The sequence below is a fragment of the Cellulomonas olei genome (assembly GCF_039548315.1).
Taxonomy (GTDB): domain Bacteria; phylum Actinomycetota; class Actinomycetes; order Actinomycetales; family Cellulomonadaceae; genus Cellulomonas.
Genome location: NZ_JBCLVN010000039.1, coordinates 1 through 16,228, shown reverse-complemented (window position 1 = coordinate 16,228; position 16,228 = coordinate 1). Strand labels below are relative to the sequence as shown.

Genomic DNA, 16,228 nt, shown 5'->3' with positions numbered 1-16,228 from the left:
GCTCAGACCAGGCCCGCGGCGGTCACGCCGAGCGGCAGCAGCAGCGCCAGGCACGCGATCTCGAGGAAGTCCCCCAGCCGCGCGAGGCCGACCCGACGCCGCGGCGCCACGAGCCCGAGCCCGATGACGACGGCCGCGGCGGCGCCCGCCAGCACGACCAGCGCCGGGCGCCACGACGGGTGCTGCGTCGCGGCGACCACCGCCACCGTGACCAGCACCAGCACGGACATGCCGACCGTCAGCAGCACGTCCAGGCGCGAGTACGTCTGCCGGGTCGCCAGCAGCAGCCCGGCGGCGGCGAGCACGAGCAGCAGGGTCCCGGCGACCCCGGTCGCGACGACGGCGGGGGCGGCCAGCACCGCCAGCGCGCCGATCGCGACGCGGAGCGCCACCTGCACGCGGTGCCCGGCGGCGAGCTGCGCCCGCACCTGCGCCTGACCCACCGGCTGCGGGTCCGCGAGGATCTCGGCGTCGTTGCGCGGCGAGACGACCCGCAGCGGCGTGCTCGACAGCGCCAGCCAGGGCACCCCGATGCTGGCCGTGGCGACCGCGGCCACGACGACGGCCAGCACCTCGCCGGGCTCGGCACCCGTCAGCGCGATGGCCGTCCCGGCCACGGCGACGGCGAGCCCGCCGGCCAGCGGCGCGGCGCCGAGCTCGCGGTGGTCCACCAGGGCCGGCATGCCCAGCAGGCCGGCGACCAGCACACCGGTCCCCGCCAGCGCGGCCGGCCACCCCCAGGACGGCGACCCCGACGTGGCGGTCAGCCCCGCGACGCCCGCGAGCACCGGGGCGACCAGCACGAGGACGCGGCCCGCGGCAGGCTCCGTGCCCACGCGTCCGACGACGGCACCGGCGACGAGCGCCAGCAGCGAGCCGAGCCCCGCGACGACCGGCGGCACCAGCGAGGCACGGTCCGCGCCGAGCAGCAGCGCCGCCCCCGCGAGCAGCAGCGCGGCGGCGGTCCACGCGGCGCTCAGCGCGGAGTCACGCGGCGTCCACGGGGCGTACTGCTGCTCCACGGCGTCCGCGACGGCCTCCACGACGTCGTCGTAGATCCGCTCCTGCTCGCGCCGGGCGCCCGACTCGAGCGTGAGCACCGCGCCGTCCTCGACGCCCTCGGCCAGGAGGCTGCGGGCGGAGTCGACCGGGGTGCCGTCGGCACGCACGAGCCGGTACCCGCCGTGCGCGGTCGTGGCGTCGAGCAGGCCGAGCGCGCGGGCCAGGCCCGGCAGCACCTCGGCCATCGGCACGGCGCCCGGGATGCCGAGGTCGAGCCGCCGGTCCCCCGCGGTCACCGACACCCGCACGAGCGTCCCGACGGACGTCGTGGAGGCGGAGGCGTCTGTCATCGGGTCCCCTGTACTCCCTGGGCAGGTCGGCGGTCAGCATAGCGACGGCTCACGGAACCGCTCGTCGGACGACGCACGCCCCCCGGGTGGTGGCGGCCGACCGGGTGGACCTCGGCGGCGTCCGACCGGTCGGCCGTCACTCCTGCGGTGCACCGCCGACGCGACAATCGGGACAACTCCGCGCAGAACAGCGGATTCTGATGGGCCGATCGAGTGAAGCGCGACACCAGTCAGCGTGACCGTCCACAGCCCGCGTCATCTGGAGTGACGCTCTCCGGAGCCCTGGGTTAGCCTCCTGAGCAGTCCCAGGAACCGCACAGGTCCTGGTTCTGCGGCGCCGCAGGGGTGCACGCACCGAGCAGGCCCGCAGGGCCGTGGCAGGGGAGGTGACATGGCAGCAGAGGTCTCCGCAGCAGATGGCGCGCTCAAGCAGGGCGCCGACGCGGTCGCCCAGAGTCGTGGGGAGCTGCAGCGCGAGCTGAGCGCCCTCGAGGGCAAGCTGTCCGGGATCGGGTCGCACTGGCAGGGCCAGGGCGCCGTGGCGTTCACCGCGCTGATGGCGCGCTGGCGCGAGGACGCGAACAAGATCGTGTCCGCCCTCAACGAGTTCGAGGCCAACCTGCTCTCCTCGCAGTCGACGTACACCGCGTCCGACGAGGCCCAGCAGTCCACGTTCAGCCGCCTGCAGGGCCGGCTGGGCTGACCCGGGAAGGACGAGACGATGGCTGATCTCAAGGTCAACTTCGGCGGTCTGTCGACCGCCGCCGCGGACATCCAGACCTCCGCGGGCAACATCGAGTCCCGCCTGGCGGACCTCGACCGGTCGCTCCAGCCCCTCAAGGCCAACTGGTCCGGTGAGGCGTCCACCGCCTACACCGCCGCCAAGGCCAAGTGGGAGGCCGCGCTCACCGACATGAAGGCGCTCCTCGCCGACGTCGGCCGTGCGGTGTCCACCTCCGGGGAGGACTACCAGTCCACCGAGCGGGCCAACGCCGCCCGCTGGTGACCACCCGGCGCCGCGCACCGCGCGACGCCACCCAGCACGACCCGCGCGGTCGCGTCCGCCGTCCCACCGACGGCCGGGCGCGACCGCGCGGAGCACGGGCGCCGCGGGGGCGGCGCACCGAGACTTCACGCGGAGGACGGACGTGGCAGGGGACGTCGAGGTCAGGACGCAGGTCCTGGAGGCCCGACTGCGGCAGCTCGTGAGGCTGTTCGACGACACGGACCAGCTCAAGACCCGCATCCAGACGCTGCGGTACAACCAGAGCGGCGGCGTGTGGCCGGAGATCCCGAGCGTCCAGGCGTTCGCGGCGCGGTACCGCGAGGCGCTGCAGGCCGTGGAGAACCGGCTCGAGGTGATCCGCACGACCATCGACGCCTGCCGTCAGGCACTGGCGGACAGCGGCCTCTCCCTCGAGCAGCAGGACGCCGCCATCCAGGGGCAGTTCCGCCTGCTCGCCGAGCGCCTGGAGGCGACGCCGGTCCCCGAGGCGCTGGTCGCGGGTGCCGTCGCCGCCGGTCGGCTCGGCCGGTCCGCGTTCTGATGCGCCTCGCGCCGCGCCGCGCGGGCGCCGTGGTCACCGCCGTCGCGCTGGTCGCCCTCGGGGGTTCCACCCCAGCGTCCGCCGCGGTGCCCGGAGCCGACGACGGCCGCTGGTACTACGAGGCCACCAGCATGGCGGAGATCCACCAGCGGACGACCGGCGAGGGCATCACCGTCGCCCTGGTCGACGGGCGCGTGAACACCGAGGTCGCCGACCTCGTCGGCGCCGACATCCGCCCCCACGAACCGTCCTACTGCGCGGACGCGGCGGGCGGTGATCCGTATCCGGGCACGTCCACCGGACCTGACGCAGGGCACGCGACGTCGATGGCGACCGTGCTCGTCGGCCGCGACGCCGGCCTCGACGGGCAGCCCGGCATCCCCGGTATCGCCCCCGGGATCACCCTGCGCACGTACGCGTCGAACCTCGACGGCCTCCCGTGCCACACCCCACGAGGCGACCAGATCTCCTCGGACGACACCGTGCGCGACGCCATCGCCGACGGCGCGGACATCATCTTCGTGCCCGGTACCCAGGAGATGTCCCAGGAGGTCGTCGCCGCGGCCCAACGAGCCGGCGTGATCGTCGTGGGTGCGGCCGGCAACGACGGCGGCGTGCTCACGGGCATGCCCGCCGTCTTCAACGGCGTCGTCTCCACCGGCACGCTGACCCCTGACCAGACGCTCGATCCTGGGAGCGTGGAGGGCCCGCGTCTCAGCGTCGTCGCCCCGGGGACCGGTTTCCGCGCCCTCGCGCCGACGTGGGACAGCTACGGCACGACGACCGGATCCTCGAACGCCGCGGCGTACACCGCGGGCGTCCTGGCTCTGCTGTGGTCGCTGTACCCGGACGCGACAGACGGGCAGATCCTCCAGGCGCTGATCCGCACCACGGACGGCGAGGTCAAGGACACGTGGACGCACGACCCCGCCTGGGGCTACGGCGTCGTCAACGCCCGGGTGCTGATGACCGTGGACCCGACCACACTCCCCGACGTCAACCCGTTCATCGTTGACGACCCGAACGTCGTCCCCACGGCCGCCGAGATCCTGGGAACCGCGGAGGCGACCGCGCCTGCGACGGACGACCGGCCCAGCGCCACCGCCGCCCCCGGGGACGTCGACGGCGACGCATCCGGCACCGGGCCCACTGAGGCGGCCACGACCGGCCCCGGGATCGGTGTCGTGCTCGGGGCGGCCGCCGGCGTGGTGGTGGTCGGTGTCGCCGTCGCGACCGTCCTCGCACGCCGCCGTCGGCATCCGGCGGTGGCCGCCTCCGACCACCACGACGCACCGCCGACCGACACGAGGGGGAACCATGGGTGAGCGCGCAGAGCAGCTCGGACGGGCACGGGAGGCCGACCTCGGCGTGATGGACACGTCCGTGCGGCAGCTCTCGGCCTATTCGTCGGACATCGAGCCCACGGTCGACACGCTCCGGGCCGTCGGGAGCGACACCGGCATCGAGGGCGCGAGCTCCGACGCCGCGGCCGACCGGTTCGTGGGGCTCGCGCGCGAGGTCGCCGCCGTCGCCGACTACCTGTCGACCCTCGCCGATGCCGGCGCCCGCGCCACCCAAGCGATCGTCGCGGCGAAGGCGGCGTACGCCAACCTCCCCGATGGCGAGCTCACGTTCGCGGAGCGCGCCAGCCTGACCGCTGCCGGGACCGTCGCCCTGCCGGGTATCGGCACCGTGACGGGCATCGCCGCCGGTGAGATCCTCTCCCGGCAGCGCGAGCAGGCACGTGAGGCCCGGGCGGCCGCAGCCTTGCGGGAGCTGGACGCGTCGATGGCTGCCATCAGTGTCGACCCACCGGCGCACGACCGGTTGAGCGACTTCACTCCCGGCACCGGCACCACCGACCCGAGCGGTCCGACGGGCAGCACCGGCGGTCGCAGCGTGCCCGACGGCTGGACCGGTACGAGCGGGAGCGGCGGCCGCACCGTGGGCACCCCGACCCCGACGCCGGGCGGGGGCACCGTGGACATCGGGTGGACTCCGGGCGGCGGCTCGGGCAGCGGGACCGGTGGCAGCGGGTCCGGGACCGGCGGATCCGGCTCCGGCGGCGGGTCGGTCGGACCGGGCTGGCAGCCTGGCGGCGGATCCGGGTCCGGGTCCGGGACCGGCGGCAGCGGGTCCGGCGGCGGGTCCGGGACCGGCGGCGGCTACGTGCCCGGCACGGGCGACGGCAGCTCGTCCGACGGTCTCGTCGGCGGGACGGTGCCCGGCTCGGGCAGCGGGGCCGGCGGCGCCCACCTCGGCGGCCCCGGCGGCTCGGCGGGCGGCTCCGGCGCGAGCGGCCTGTCCGGCCTCGGCGCGGGTGGCCTCGCCGGCGGCCTGACGGTCGGTGGCGCCGCGCTCGGCGGTGCCGGGCTCAGCCGGCTCGCCGGAGGCGGCGGGGTCGGCGTCGGGGGTGTCGGTGGTGTCGGTGGCGCCGGCGGGTCGGGTGCCGGCATCCCCCTGGGGACGGTCGGCGCGGGCTCGTCGGGGTCGGGTCTGTCCGGCTCGACGTCCGCCCTCGTGCAGGGCTCGCAGGCCGGCGCGACGGGTGCCGGTGCGTCCGGCGCCCGGAGCGGCGGCATGATGGGCGCCCCGATGGGTGGCGGTGCCGGCGCTGGCTCGTCCAAGGGGTCGAAGCGTCGCACGTCCGACGGCCTGCTGGCCCCCGACATCGACGTCGAGGACGGCGCGGAGCGTCCCGACCTCGGTCTCGCGGCAGGCGCGGGGGGCCGCGACTCCCTGCGCACCACCCCGGTCGAGGAGCGCCCGTCCGCGGGCGACGTCGACCCCGACGAGTGGTGAGGGTCCGACCGACGTGAGTGACGACGCCGAGCCGCTCGCCGACATCCGGGACGATCTGGACCGGCGCGCGCAGGTCTACGAGCGCGCCGCCGGCGCTGGGCCCCCGGTCGCAGGCTCGGACGAGACCGGACAGCTGAGCGTGCTCCTCGGCGCGGACGGTCGAGTCCACCGGGTGAGGTTGACCAGCACCTGGCGCAACGTCCTGGCACCAGCCGATCTCGGCCCTGCCCTGGTCAGCGCGGTGGCCTCGGCCGCCACCGCACGGCTCCGCTCCTGGGCGGAGCAGGTCGCCGACGACGACTCGACGCCGGTGACACGACCGGCTCCGCCCAGGAGCACCAGTCTCGCCGCCGACCTGGCCGACATCGTGAGCGCACGCGGTGATCGCGTGGACGCCCGGCACGCGATGCGGTCGCTCGCGGAGATGCTCCGGGAGATCAACGCCGAGCTCGACACGGCGCTCGAGCAGGTCCAGCAGCGTGCGGCGCGCGAGCACGCGGGCCGGAGCACGGATGGTCACGTGCGCGCCTGGGCGGACGGTTCGGGGTCCCCGGTCCGGGTGGAGGTCGACGAGGGCTGGGCCGCGCGCGCCCACGGCACGAACATCTCGCGGGAGATGACGCAGGCGGTGCACGCCGCCGCCGCAGCGGCCGCCGCGGCGGCACCGGCCTCGGTGCTCGACGGCACCGCGCTCGGGGCGATCGCGGCCGACGTCGCCGACGCGCGGGGCCTCGCGACCCGCCTCGGTGTGCTGTGACGGCGGGAGGACGACGATGAACGTCACCGCCGCGCTGGACGCACTGACCGCCGACGCGGCGCTCTGGGACGAGACCGCGGACGGGCTCGAGGACGCCAGGACTCGCGTCATCGGCCTCCACGTGCGCCCCCGGGCCTTCTCGTTCGCCGCGCTCGGCGTGGCGGACACCTACGAGTCCCTCCGGGCCCAGGTCGAGCGCCTGCTCCAGGAGGGTGAGGCCGCGAGCGGCGGTGCTGCCACCGCCCTGCGACGGGTGCGCGCGACGTACGAGGGCGCCGACCAGGACGCTCGCGACAGGATCGCCGGTCTCTGGACCTGGGACCACTGAGAGGAACTGGGATGGACGAGGTGGTCGCCGAGATCACGGAGCTGCTCGAGCGGCTCGACCGCAAGGTCGCCGAGCTGGCTGCGGCCGTGAGCTCCGCGTTGCGTGGGGTGCCGGACCTCCTCACGTGGGTCGTCGAGCGCGTCGAGGACGGCTGGGACGAGTTCATGCGCCGGTTCCGCGAGGTGATGCTGTGGATCGGGGACAAGCTGCTGTACGCCGGGGACCCCGGGGAGCTCACCGAGACGCGCGACGCCTGGCACGCGGAGGTCGCCGCGGTGACGTCCGCCCTGGCCGAGAGGCTGGACGCCGGCGACCTGCGCACCGACGACGCGTGGGACGGTGCGGCCGCCGAGCAGTACCGCCAGAAGGTGCCCGAGCAGCAGGCGGCCATCCGGGCCATCCGTGACGAGTTCACGGCCGGCATCACCGCGGCCCTCGACCAGGTGCGCGACGGGATCGTCGTGTTCTGGTGCGGTGCAGGGGCAGCGCTCGCCGCTCTGGTGGCGGGCATCATCGGCGCGATCACCGCCACGGGGACGATCGTGGGCCTTCCGGCAGCCCCGGTCCTCGCTGCGGCCGCCGTGCTCACCGCGCTCGCCTCGCTCGGCGGGACGCTCGCCGTCCTCACGTCCCAAGCATCGTCCGCCGAGAGCACGCTCAACGGGGTCGGGTCCTCGGGCCTGACCGCCTGGCCGTCCTTCGCGCTGTCATGAGCACGGCACCAGTCCTCAAGACACCCGAGAGAGCCCGCCGCAATGCCCTGACCTGCGCACTGGGGTCGCTTGTCACCGCACCTCTGGCGCTCGGGATAGGCGTGCTGACCGCGGTGTACGGCACCGAACCAGACCTCCGCCTCGCGGCGTGGGCGGCAGGGCTCACCGGGGTCCTGCTCGTGACCTCCGTCTGCGGCTTCGCCGTGGTCGCGGGGCGCGCGCCGGTCGCGACCTCCTTCGTCCTGGTCTGCCTGACACCGTTGCTCGCGCTCGGTGGCCTGGTGTACGGCGTCGCGCGGGCGGCGGGCGGTGCCGGCTCGCTCCTGCTGTCGGTCACCACACCCGTCATCATCGGTCTCTGCGTCGCGCAGGTGACGGTCCTGGTCCACCAGGCGGCGCGCACGATGGCGCTCTCACCCGCGGCCGGGTCAGGCGGAGCACGCCCGCCTCGCTGAGCGGACGCGCGAACTCGCTGCGGGACGGGGCTCGAGCTCTCGGAACGCTGAGCCTCGGGCTCACCGAGCCCGAGGAGCTCAGCCGCGCGGCTCCGGGGCGTCGATCCGGACGCCCCGGTCACCGACCTGGATCGTCGAGCCCGACGGGACCGGCACGCGCTGGTCCGTCGGGACCGGCACCACGCGGCCGCTCGGCAGGCGCAGGGTCGTGCCGTTGCCCGATCCCGCGTCGGACACCCAGAACGTCCCCGCCTCGATGCCGAACCGCGCGTGCGTGCGGGAGACGCTCCGCTCGGGGTCCTCGACGACGATCACGTGGTCGCAGCGCTCACCCGGGGTGGGACGCGGCGCGCGTCCGATGAGACCCGGACCGGTCACGGACATGACCTGGCCCGTGTCGAGGGTGACGAGGAACGGCGCCGGCTGCGCCCGGTCGGCGACGCGGGGCGCGGCCGCGGGCAGGGGCTCCACCGGGGCGGGGCCGGGGACGACGGGGCGGATGCCGGCCGAGGACGGCGCCTGCGAGGCGGACGCGGCGGCGGGCGGCGTGCCCGCGGCCGAGGAGGCGCGCTCCGCGGCGGCTCGGGCCGCACGACGGCCGAGGGGCGCGGCCGGCTCGGTGGGCGTCCCGGCAGGGCCCGCACCCGTGCCGACGGCACCCTGAGTCGGCGGCACCGCGGCCGGCACCGCGGCCGGCGGCGCGGACGCGGCGGCACCGAGGAGCCCGCCGGGCGCAGCACCGGCGCCCCCGGACGCGACGACCTGCCCGGCCGGCGCAGCCGTGGGCCCGGGGACTCCGCCGGCGTGGGCGACCGGGCCGGGCGACGCGACCGCGGGCGCTGTCCCCCACGCCCCCGGTGCTCCGACCTGCAGCCCGGACGCGACCGGCGCAACGGCCCCACCACGGCCTTCCACGACGGCGGCCCCGGCGTGGTCGCGCTCCGCGGCGTCCGACGCGGTCCCGGCAGCGCGCTCGTGCGCCCGCACGTCCACGACGACCGCCCGGCCGACGCGGTCGTGCCACCCCTGCGCGCGTCCGGTGCGGTCGAACGCGCCGGAGGCGACGACGACCCACTGCCCGAGCCCCGCGACGGCGTGGCCGGCGGTCAGCACCAGACCGCGCAGGAACGCGCGGGCCGGGCCGACGGAGTACGGGGTCTCCTCGCGGGCCGTGCGCAGCCCGAGCGCGGTGTTGCCGAGCGTGCGCCCCGTGTGCGCCTCCCAGACGACGAGGCCGACGGCCAGCTCGACGACCACGAGGCCGGCCAGCAGCCACGAGCCGGTCCACGCCAGCAGCCCGCCGGCGACGGCGCCGACAGCGACCGCGTCGACGGCGTAGGCCAGGACCCGGCGCACGGGTGCGGCGGGCGTCGCGTCCCCGAAGGCGGGGTGCAGCACGGCGGGGCGCGGTTCGCGCGCGGCGGCGGTCGACCGGGAGCGGCCCTGGGCGCCCTCGACGAGCGTGACGGTCGCGTCGGGCTGCGCGGGCGCCCCGCACGCGGTGCAGAACCGGGCCCCGGGCTGCAGCGGCCGACGACAGCTCGCGCACACGGCGAGGGTGGCGACCGGTACGGCGCTCATCGTCTGCTCCACGTCCCGCCCCCTGTCGCCGTCGTCCTCGTCCCCCACGTCCACGTCCCCCTCGACCGCCTCACCGGGCCGTCCCGACGGGCCGTGGCGCACCCGGCGCCCGCCGCGCGCCTCACGACGTCACCCGCCGCAGCGTCTCGACCAGGTCCGCCGCGACGAGCGCGGCGGGCAGCGCGAGCACGACGCCGAGCCCCTCGACGGCGTCGGCGAACCGCGACGCCACGACGGACCGCCAGCCGCGGCCGAGCGCGACGGAGACGCCCGCGACGAGCACCGCCAGCACCGCGCAGGCGACGGCCGCCAGGACGGCCGACCCGCCCATCCGGGCGCCGCCGAGCACGGCCAGCTCGAGCAGCACCAGGCCGGCAGCGGCGCGCGGCGCCCACCGGGCGACCGACCCTCGCGCGTTCCGGGGCTGCAGTCCGAGCACGGCGAGCAGCGCGGCCACCAGGGCCACCGCCGCCCAGCCGCGCAGCGCGCCGCGCGCGGGATCCGCGAGAGCGGCACCGACCACGACGGGCACCAGCAGCGGCGGGACCGCGCAGACGAGCAGCACGCCCGCGTCCGTGCGGCGCTCGGCGGCGCCGACGGTGAGGACGACCTGGCGCTCGTTGACCCGGCCGAGCGCCCGGGGACGGGGGCCGCGGACGGACGGTGCCGTGCGCGCGACGTGGGCGAGGTCGACGAGCTGCTCGTCCGGCACGGACAGCGCGAGCACGGGCAGCGCCCGCAGGGCGACCGGGACGACCCCGAGCAGGACGGCCGCCGCGAGCACGCCGGGCAGCCCGGCCAGCAGCACGCCGAGCACGACGACGGCCGGGACGCCCGCCCCGGCGAGGACGGCGGACGCCAGGTCCCGGCCCTCGCGCTGCGCCCGCGCGGCGACCCAGCGGACGGCGGCGCCGCCGGTCGCGCAGACCAGCCCGGCCGCGAGCGCGAGCCGGCGGTCCGCCGCCGACGTCGGGTCGACGCCTGCGACCCCCGCGGCGAACGCCAGCACGGGCACGGCGAGCGTCGCTGCCGAGCGCGACGCCACGGGCACGACCGCGAGCGCGACCGCCCCGGCGGCCAGGACCAGGGCGGCGACCAGCGTGAGGGCGCCGCGCGGGGCGGGGTCCGCCATGACGACGGTCGCGAGGACGGCGGCCGAGGCCGCGGCGGCGGCGAGCAGCGCGGGTTGCGGGTCGGGACGCCGCGCGACCCAGCCGGCCCGCAGCCGGGCGGCGCGCCCGCGGGGCCGGGGGGCGGGCGCGACGACGTGGACCGCGGCACCGTCGGGGACCTGGGCGGCGAGCGGCGTGCCGAGGTCGAGGGCCGCACCCGCGGAGTCGAGCACGAGCAGTCCGGGGACGAGCGGGACCTGCGCGGCGGCGAGGAGCTCCCCGAGCGTGCGGCCGGCGTCCAGGGCGACGTCGAGGCGGCGGCCTCCCAGGTGCACGGCGACGCGCGTCAGCGGCGTGCCGGGTGCCTGGACCGTCACGCGCGCTCCCTCCGCCGTCGGGCGCTCGGGACGGACGGCGGCGGCGGACCCGCCTGCCCCCGGGCGCAGCGCAGTCATGCTATGCGGTCGGGCCGGGTCGGCACGTCGGTCCTCGTCCGGCGGCGGTCGTGGTCCCCAGGTTCGCCCGGACGGAGGAGCCACGAGCCGCCCGCGCGCGCCCGCCCGGGTAGGTTGACCGCACGAGAACGTCGGGGGGCGTGCGGCTCCCCGCCCGGCAGGAGGGACCGAGCGCCGACGATGTCGATCGCGCCGCAGCAGGGGACGCGCCTGGAGCCGCCCGCCGTCCCCAGCGGGCAGGTCGTCCTGCAGCCGCCCCCGGAGATCCAGCCGTCCGACGGCGTCAGCGGCCTGCTGGCGAACGCGATCCCCATGCTGGGGTCCGTTGGCTCGATCGTGTTCGTCGCGATGAACCAGCCCGGCCCCCGCGGCTACATCGCGGCTGGCATGTTCCTGCTCGCGTCCCTCGGGTTCGTCGGGGTGAACGGCTGGCGCCAGCGCTCGCAGCACCAGGCCCAGGTGGTCGGGGCGAGGCGGGAGTACCTGGCGTACCTGGCGGACCTGCGGTCGTCCGTCCGCCAGGCCGCGAGCGCCCAGCGTCGCGCCGCCGAGTGGACGTCGCCCGACCCCCGCGCGCTGCCCGCCGTCGCGGAGGAGCGCACCCGCGTGTGGGAGCGGCGCCCGCAGCACGACGACTTCCTGCACGCGCGCGTCGGTGTCGGCGCCCAGCCGCTGTGCCTGGACCTGGAGGCGCCGCAGACGCCGCCGCTCGCCCAGCTCGACCCGGTCGCCGCGTCGGCCGCGCACCGGTTCCTCGTGACGCACCGCGTGCAGCAGGGCGTGCCGCTGGCGTTCGACGTGCGCTCCGTGGCGCGCATCGAGGTCACGGGAGCGGCCTCCGAGTCGCGCGCCCTGGCCCGCGCGCTCGTGGCCCAGCTCGCGACGTTCCACGCCCCGGAGGACCTGCAGGTCGCGGTGATCGCGGACGACACGGCCCTCCCCGAGTGGGACTGGGTCAAGTGGCTGCCGCACGCCCACTCGACGCGGTCCCGGGACGCCGTGGGCGCGGCGCGGCTGATCGGCACGACCCTCGCGGACGTCGAGTCGCTGCTGCCCGAGGACCTCGTGGACCGGCCGCGGTTCGGGTACGCCGCGGAGGCGCCGCTGCCCCACGTCCTCGTGGTGGTCGACGGCGGGCAGGTGCCGGTCGGCAACGCGATCCTCACGACGGACGGCGTGCTCGGCGTGACGGTGCTGGAGCTCCCGGAGCGCTGGGACGAGCTCGACGACGCGACGACGCTGCGGCTCAACGTCGGCGCCGCCGTGGCGACCCCGGAGGCGACGCGCGCGCCGGTCGACGTGCTGCGGCTCGGCAACGCGCCCGTCCGGGTGGACGGCGACCAGATGTCCGTCCCGGACGCCGAGGCCACCGCGCGCCGGCTGCTCCCGCTGCACGTCGAGTCCGGCCCGGAGCGCTCCGACGAGGAGGTCTCCTCCGAGCTCGTGGACCTGCTGGGCGTCGGCGACGTGCGCGACCTCGACCTGTCGGTGGCGTGGCGGCCGCGGCTCCCCCGGGACCGGCTGCGCGTGCCCATCGGCGTGACACCGCAGGGCCAGCCCGTCGCCCTCGACATCAAGGAGTCCGCGCAGCAGGGCATGGGGCCGCACGGCCTCATCATCGGCGCGACGGGATCCGGCAAGTCCGAGGTGCTGCGCACGCTCGTGCTCGCGCTCGCGCTGACGCACTCGTCGGAGGACCTCAACTTCGTCCTCGTCGACTTCAAGGGTGGTGCGACGTTCGCGGGCATGGCGGACATGCCGCACGTGTCGGCGATCATCACGAACCTGGGCGAGGAGCTCACGCTCGTCGACCGCATGCAGGACGCCCTGCAGGGCGAGATGGTGCGCCGCCAGGAGCTGCTGCGCGCCGCGGGCAACTTCGCGAACGTCGCGGACTACGAGAAGGCGCGGCGGGGCGGCCGCACCGACCTGGCGCCGCTGCCCGCGCTGCTCATCGTGTGCGACGAGTTCTCCGAGCTGCTGTCGGCCAAGCCGGAGTTCGTCGACCTGTTCGTGACGATCGGCCGGCTCGGCCGTTCCCTGCAGATGCACCTGCTGCTGTCCTCGCAGCGCCTGGAGGAGGGCCGGCTGCGCGGGCTGGAGTCGCACCTGTCGTACCGCATCGGCCTGCGGACGTTCTCGGCCGCGGAGTCGCGCACGGTGCTCGGCGTCCCGGACGCCTACACGCTGCCGCCCGTCCCGGGCACCGGCTACCTCAAGCCCGACACCACGACGATGATCCAGTTCCGCGCGGCCTACGTCTCCGGGCCCCCGAGGACCCGGCGCACCGGCGGCGGGGGCGGCGCCGTCACCGGCACCGGTCGCGGGCGGCTCGAGTCGTTCACCGCCGCGCCCGTCCTCGGCGGGGTGGAGGAGCTGCCGGCCACCACGGAGGTGCTGCCGAGCGAGCCGGAGGAGACCCGCGCGACGTTCGACATCGCGGTGCAGCGCATGAAGGGCCAGGGCCCGCCCGCGCACCAGGTGTGGCTGCCGCCGCTGGTCGTGCCGCGGACGCTCGACGAGCTCATGCCGGACCTGACGGCCGACCCGCGCCTCGGCCTGGTCTCCCCCGGCTGGCGGGCCGCCGGGACGCTGACCGTCCCGCTCGGCACCGTGGACCGCCCGCTGGAGCAGCGGCGCGAGAACCTCACCGTCTCGCTCGGCGGCGCGGCGGGTCACATGGCGGTCGTCGGCGCACCGCGCACCGGCAAGAGCACCGTGCTGCGGTCCGTCGTCACGTCGCTCGCACTGACGCGCACCCCGCTCGAGGTGCAGTTCTACGTGCTCGACTTCGGCGGCGGGACGTTCGCCCCGCTCGCGTCGCTGGCGCACGTCGCCGGCGTCGCCTCGCGCGCCGAGCCGGACGTCGTGCGCCGCGTCGTCTCCGAGGTCGAGTCGATCGTCGACGAGCGCGAGCGGTACTTCCGGCAGCACGCCATCGACTCCATCGAGACGTACCGGACCCGGCGCGAGCAGGGCACCGCCGACGACGGCTACGGCGACGTGTTCCTCCTCGTCGACGGGTGGTCGACGGTCCGCACGGAGTTCGACGAGCTCGAGGCCCGGATCCAGGCGCTCGCCGGCCGCGGCCTCACGTTCGGGGTGCACCTGGTCGCGACCGCCGCCCGCTGGATGGACTTCCGGACCCAGGTGAAGGACCTGTTCGGCACCCGGCTGGAGCTGCGGCTCGGCGACCCGATGGACTCCGAGATCGACCGCAAGGTCGCCGTCAACGTCCCGAAGGAGCGTCCCGGCCGCGGGCTCGCGGTGTCCAAGCACCACGTGCTGACGGCGCTGCCGCGCATCGACGGCGACGCCTCCCCCGACACCCTCGGCGCCGGCGTCACGCACCTCGTGGACGCGGTGAACGCGGCCTGGCAGGGGCCGGCGGCTCCGAAGCTGCGGCTGCTGCCCGAGCAGGTCACGCTCGCGCAGGTGCACGCCGACCCCCGTGCCGACGCCCGGCGCCTGCTGCTCGGCATCGACGAGGCGGCGCTCGCCCCCGTGGGCGTCGACGTCCGCGAGGAGCCGCACCTGTACGCGTTCGGCGACGGCGGCTCCGGCAAGTCGGCGCTGCTGCGGGCCGTCGCCCAGGAGGTCCGCCGGCTGCACACGCCGCAGCAGGCGCAGATCTTCGCGGTCGACTTCCGCCGGTCGCTGCTGGGCGAGATCCCCGACGAGTACCTCGCGGGCTACTTCACGACGCAGGAGCAGGCCGCCGGGGAGGTCCAGGGCATCGCCGACTACCTGCGCGGGCGGCTCCCCGGACCGGACGTGACGCCCGAGCAGCTCCGGAACCGCTCGTGGTGGTCGGGCGCCGAGGTGTACGTCCTGGTGGACGACTACGACCTGGTCGCCACCACGACGGGCAACCCGCTCGCCCCGCTCGTGCCCCTGCTGGCCCAGGCCGGCGACGTGGGCCTGCACCTGGTGCTCGCCCGCCGCTCCGGCGGTGCCGGCCGAGCCCTGTACGAGCCCGTGCTGCAGGCGCTGCGCGACCTCGCCGCGCCCGGCATCGTGCTGTCCGGCAGCCCGGACGAGGGCGCGCTGGTCGGCGGGGCGAAGCCCGTGCCGGGCGTGCCCGGGCGCGCGCAGCTCGTCACCCGCGACGAGGGCCGCCAGGTCGTGCAGCTCGCCTGGACGCCGCCGACGCTCTGAGGCCGCCGGGGCGTCGGGCTCGGCCGTGCACCGGCGCACGACGGGCCCGTGACCCGGCAGGCACCGGGCACGCCGGGCCCGACGGGCACGCGTCCGGGCGCACGCCAGGCGCACCGGGCACTCCCCCGGGCGCGACGGGCACGCGTCCGGCCGGGACCGGCGCGCCGGGTCACGGGCCCCGAGACACAGGGCCGGCGCGGCGCGGGACCCGTGGTCTCGTCAGGCGGCCTCGACGGCGACGCGCAGGTTGCCCAGCACCAGCGTCCACCCGGCCCCGACCAGGGCGGGTCGGCCCGGAGGGAGCGACCACCGGCCGCCGTCCGGGTCGACCAGCACCGTGCCGTTGGTCGAGCCACGGTCGAGGACCTCGAGCCCGTCCTCCGCGGGGTGGACCTCCAGGTGGGTCTGCGACACGGACTGGCCGGGATCCGCGACGGTCACCCGCTCCCACGTGGCGTCCGGCGCCACAGGCCGGCGGCCGACGACCGCTCGCCGGCTCACGACCACCCGCTCGGCGGGGCCGAGCACCAGGGCGAACGCCTCGGGCGCCGGACCTGCGTCCTCCCGACCGCGACGGACGAGCCGGGTGTGCTCCAGGTCGCCCAGCTCGGGCACCGTGGGGATGGTCGCCTCGGGCACGCCGTCTCCCGGCGCCGCGTCGGGCAGCTGCTCCAGCGGGCCCGGTGAGGCGGGCATCTCGGCCCGGGGCCCGCTGCGCGCCGGGCCAGCCGACCCCGGGGACGGCGGTTGCGACCGGGGGCGCGGCGGGGCGGCAGGTGTCTCACCGGGAGGCTCCGACGGGAACGCGGCAGAAGCGAGCGGGTCGGCAGGAGCGAGCAGGTCCGCGGGCAGGACGTCCGGCACCGCCTGCCGCGTCACGCTCGGAGGCTCCGACGGGAACGCGGCAGAAGCGAGCGGGTCGGCAGGAGCGAGCAGGTCCGCGGGCGGGACGTCCGGCACCGCCTGAC

Annotated in this window: 14 protein-coding genes; 10 read left to right on the top strand and 4 right to left on the bottom strand. The window is 76.7% G+C overall.

Annotated features, from left to right (window positions below; translation table 11 throughout):
• Positions 1 to 2 precede the first annotated feature (2 nt).
• On the bottom strand, positions 3 to 1,352 hold the full coding sequence (eccD, locus tag AAHH18_RS12400) for a type VII secretion integral membrane protein EccD (RefSeq protein ID WP_343301841.1): 1,350 nt from the start codon (positions 1,350 to 1,352) through the stop codon (positions 3 to 5).
• Positions 1,353 to 1,743: 391 nt separating this feature from the next.
• On the opposite strand from eccD, the gene AAHH18_RS12395 reads away from it, so the two are divergent.
• The 9 genes from AAHH18_RS12395 (at position 1,744) to AAHH18_RS12355 (ending at position 7,954) form a co-directional block, all read left to right on the top strand.
• Entirely contained in the window at positions 1,744 to 2,055 is a 312-nt protein-coding gene (locus AAHH18_RS12395) for a WXG100 family type VII secretion target (protein ID WP_283321634.1), read from the top strand.
• Between the two features lie 18 nt (positions 2,056 to 2,073).
• Positions 2,074 to 2,358 (top strand): WXG100 family type VII secretion target, encoded by a 285-nt coding sequence (locus AAHH18_RS12390; RefSeq protein WP_283321636.1) that lies wholly within the window; start codon positions 2,074 to 2,076, stop codon positions 2,356 to 2,358.
• Positions 2,359 to 2,500: 142 nt separating this feature from the next.
• Positions 2,501 to 2,899, top strand: coding sequence for a hypothetical protein (locus AAHH18_RS12385; RefSeq protein ID WP_343301840.1), 399 nt, complete (start codon positions 2,501 to 2,503; stop codon positions 2,897 to 2,899).
• Between the two features lie 86 nt (positions 2,900 to 2,985).
• Positions 2,986 to 4,224 (top strand): S8 family peptidase, encoded by a 1,239-nt coding sequence (locus tag AAHH18_RS12380; protein WP_343301839.1) that lies wholly within the window; start codon positions 2,986 to 2,988, stop codon positions 4,222 to 4,224.
• Positions 4,217 to 5,701 (top strand): hypothetical protein, encoded by a 1,485-nt coding sequence (locus AAHH18_RS12375; RefSeq protein ID WP_283321639.1) that lies wholly within the window; start codon positions 4,217 to 4,219, stop codon positions 5,699 to 5,701. The genes AAHH18_RS12380 and AAHH18_RS12375 overlap by 8 nt, the downstream gene beginning before the upstream one ends.
• Before the next feature lie 13 nt (positions 5,702 to 5,714).
• Entirely contained in the window at positions 5,715 to 6,458 is a 744-nt protein-coding gene (locus AAHH18_RS12370) for a hypothetical protein (RefSeq protein WP_343301838.1), read from the top strand.
• 16 nt (positions 6,459 to 6,474) lie between these two features.
• Positions 6,475 to 6,786: a hypothetical protein gene (locus tag AAHH18_RS12365; RefSeq protein WP_343301837.1), complete on the top strand. Its 312-nt coding sequence runs from the start codon at positions 6,475 to 6,477 to the stop codon at positions 6,784 to 6,786.
• An 11-nt stretch (positions 6,787 to 6,797) separates the two neighbouring features.
• Entirely contained in the window at positions 6,798 to 7,499 is a 702-nt protein-coding gene (locus AAHH18_RS12360; RefSeq protein WP_283321642.1) for a hypothetical protein, read from the top strand.
• Positions 7,496 to 7,954 (top strand): hypothetical protein, encoded by a 459-nt coding sequence (locus AAHH18_RS12355; RefSeq protein ID WP_343301836.1) that lies wholly within the window; start codon positions 7,496 to 7,498, stop codon positions 7,952 to 7,954. The genes AAHH18_RS12360 and AAHH18_RS12355 overlap by 4 nt, the downstream gene beginning before the upstream one ends.
• A gap of 78 nt (positions 7,955 to 8,032) precedes the next feature.
• On the opposite strand, the gene AAHH18_RS12350 is transcribed toward AAHH18_RS12355, so the two are convergent.
• Both AAHH18_RS12350 and AAHH18_RS12345 read right to left on the bottom strand, forming a co-directional pair.
• Entirely contained in the window at positions 8,033 to 9,535 is a 1,503-nt protein-coding gene (locus AAHH18_RS12350; RefSeq protein WP_343301835.1) for an RDD family protein, read from the bottom strand.
• 121 nt (positions 9,536 to 9,656) lie between these two features.
• The gene (locus tag AAHH18_RS12345) at positions 9,657 to 11,024 is read right to left on the bottom strand and encodes a hypothetical protein (RefSeq protein WP_343301834.1); all 1,368 of its coding nucleotides are present in this window, start codon (positions 11,022 to 11,024) and stop codon (positions 9,657 to 9,659) included.
• A 258-nt stretch (positions 11,025 to 11,282) separates the two neighbouring features.
• On the opposite strand from AAHH18_RS12345, the gene eccCa reads away from it, so the two are divergent.
• Positions 11,283 to 15,260, top strand: a complete 3,978-nt coding sequence (gene eccCa / locus AAHH18_RS12340; protein WP_343301833.1) for a type VII secretion protein EccCa — start codon at positions 11,283 to 11,285, stop codon at positions 15,258 to 15,260.
• 219 nt (positions 15,261 to 15,479) lie between these two features.
• Here eccCa and AAHH18_RS12335 read toward each other — a convergent pair whose 3' ends face one another.
• Positions 15,480 to 15,899, bottom strand: a complete 420-nt coding sequence (locus AAHH18_RS12335; protein WP_343301832.1) for an FHA domain-containing protein — start codon at positions 15,897 to 15,899, stop codon at positions 15,480 to 15,482.
• Between the last annotated feature and the right edge of the window lie 329 nt (positions 15,900 to 16,228).

Bases quoted from the DNA above. Each gene is read 5' to 3' on its own strand.
- eccD (WP_343301841.1), bottom strand. From the start codon at position 1,352: ATGACAGACGCCTCCGCCTCCACGACGTCCGTCGGGACGCTCGTGCGG.
- AAHH18_RS12395 (WP_283321634.1), top strand. From the start codon at position 1,744: ATGGCAGCAGAGGTCTCCGCAGCAGATGGCGCGCTCAAGCAGGGCGCC.
- AAHH18_RS12390 (WP_283321636.1), top strand. From the start codon at position 2,074: ATGGCTGATCTCAAGGTCAACTTCGGCGGTCTGTCGACCGCCGCCGCG.
- AAHH18_RS12375 (WP_283321639.1), top strand. From the start codon at position 4,217: ATGGGTGAGCGCGCAGAGCAGCTCGGACGGGCACGGGAGGCCGACCTC.
- AAHH18_RS12365 (WP_343301837.1), top strand. From the start codon at position 6,475: ATGAACGTCACCGCCGCGCTGGACGCACTGACCGCCGACGCGGCGCTC.
- AAHH18_RS12360 (WP_283321642.1), top strand. From the start codon at position 6,798: ATGGACGAGGTGGTCGCCGAGATCACGGAGCTGCTCGAGCGGCTCGAC.
- AAHH18_RS12355 (WP_343301836.1), top strand. From the start codon at position 7,496: ATGAGCACGGCACCAGTCCTCAAGACACCCGAGAGAGCCCGCCGCAAT.
- AAHH18_RS12350 (WP_343301835.1), bottom strand. From the start codon at position 9,535: ATGAGCGCCGTACCGGTCGCCACCCTCGCCGTGTGCGCGAGCTGTCGT.
- eccCa (WP_343301833.1), top strand. From the start codon at position 11,283: ATGTCGATCGCGCCGCAGCAGGGGACGCGCCTGGAGCCGCCCGCCGTC.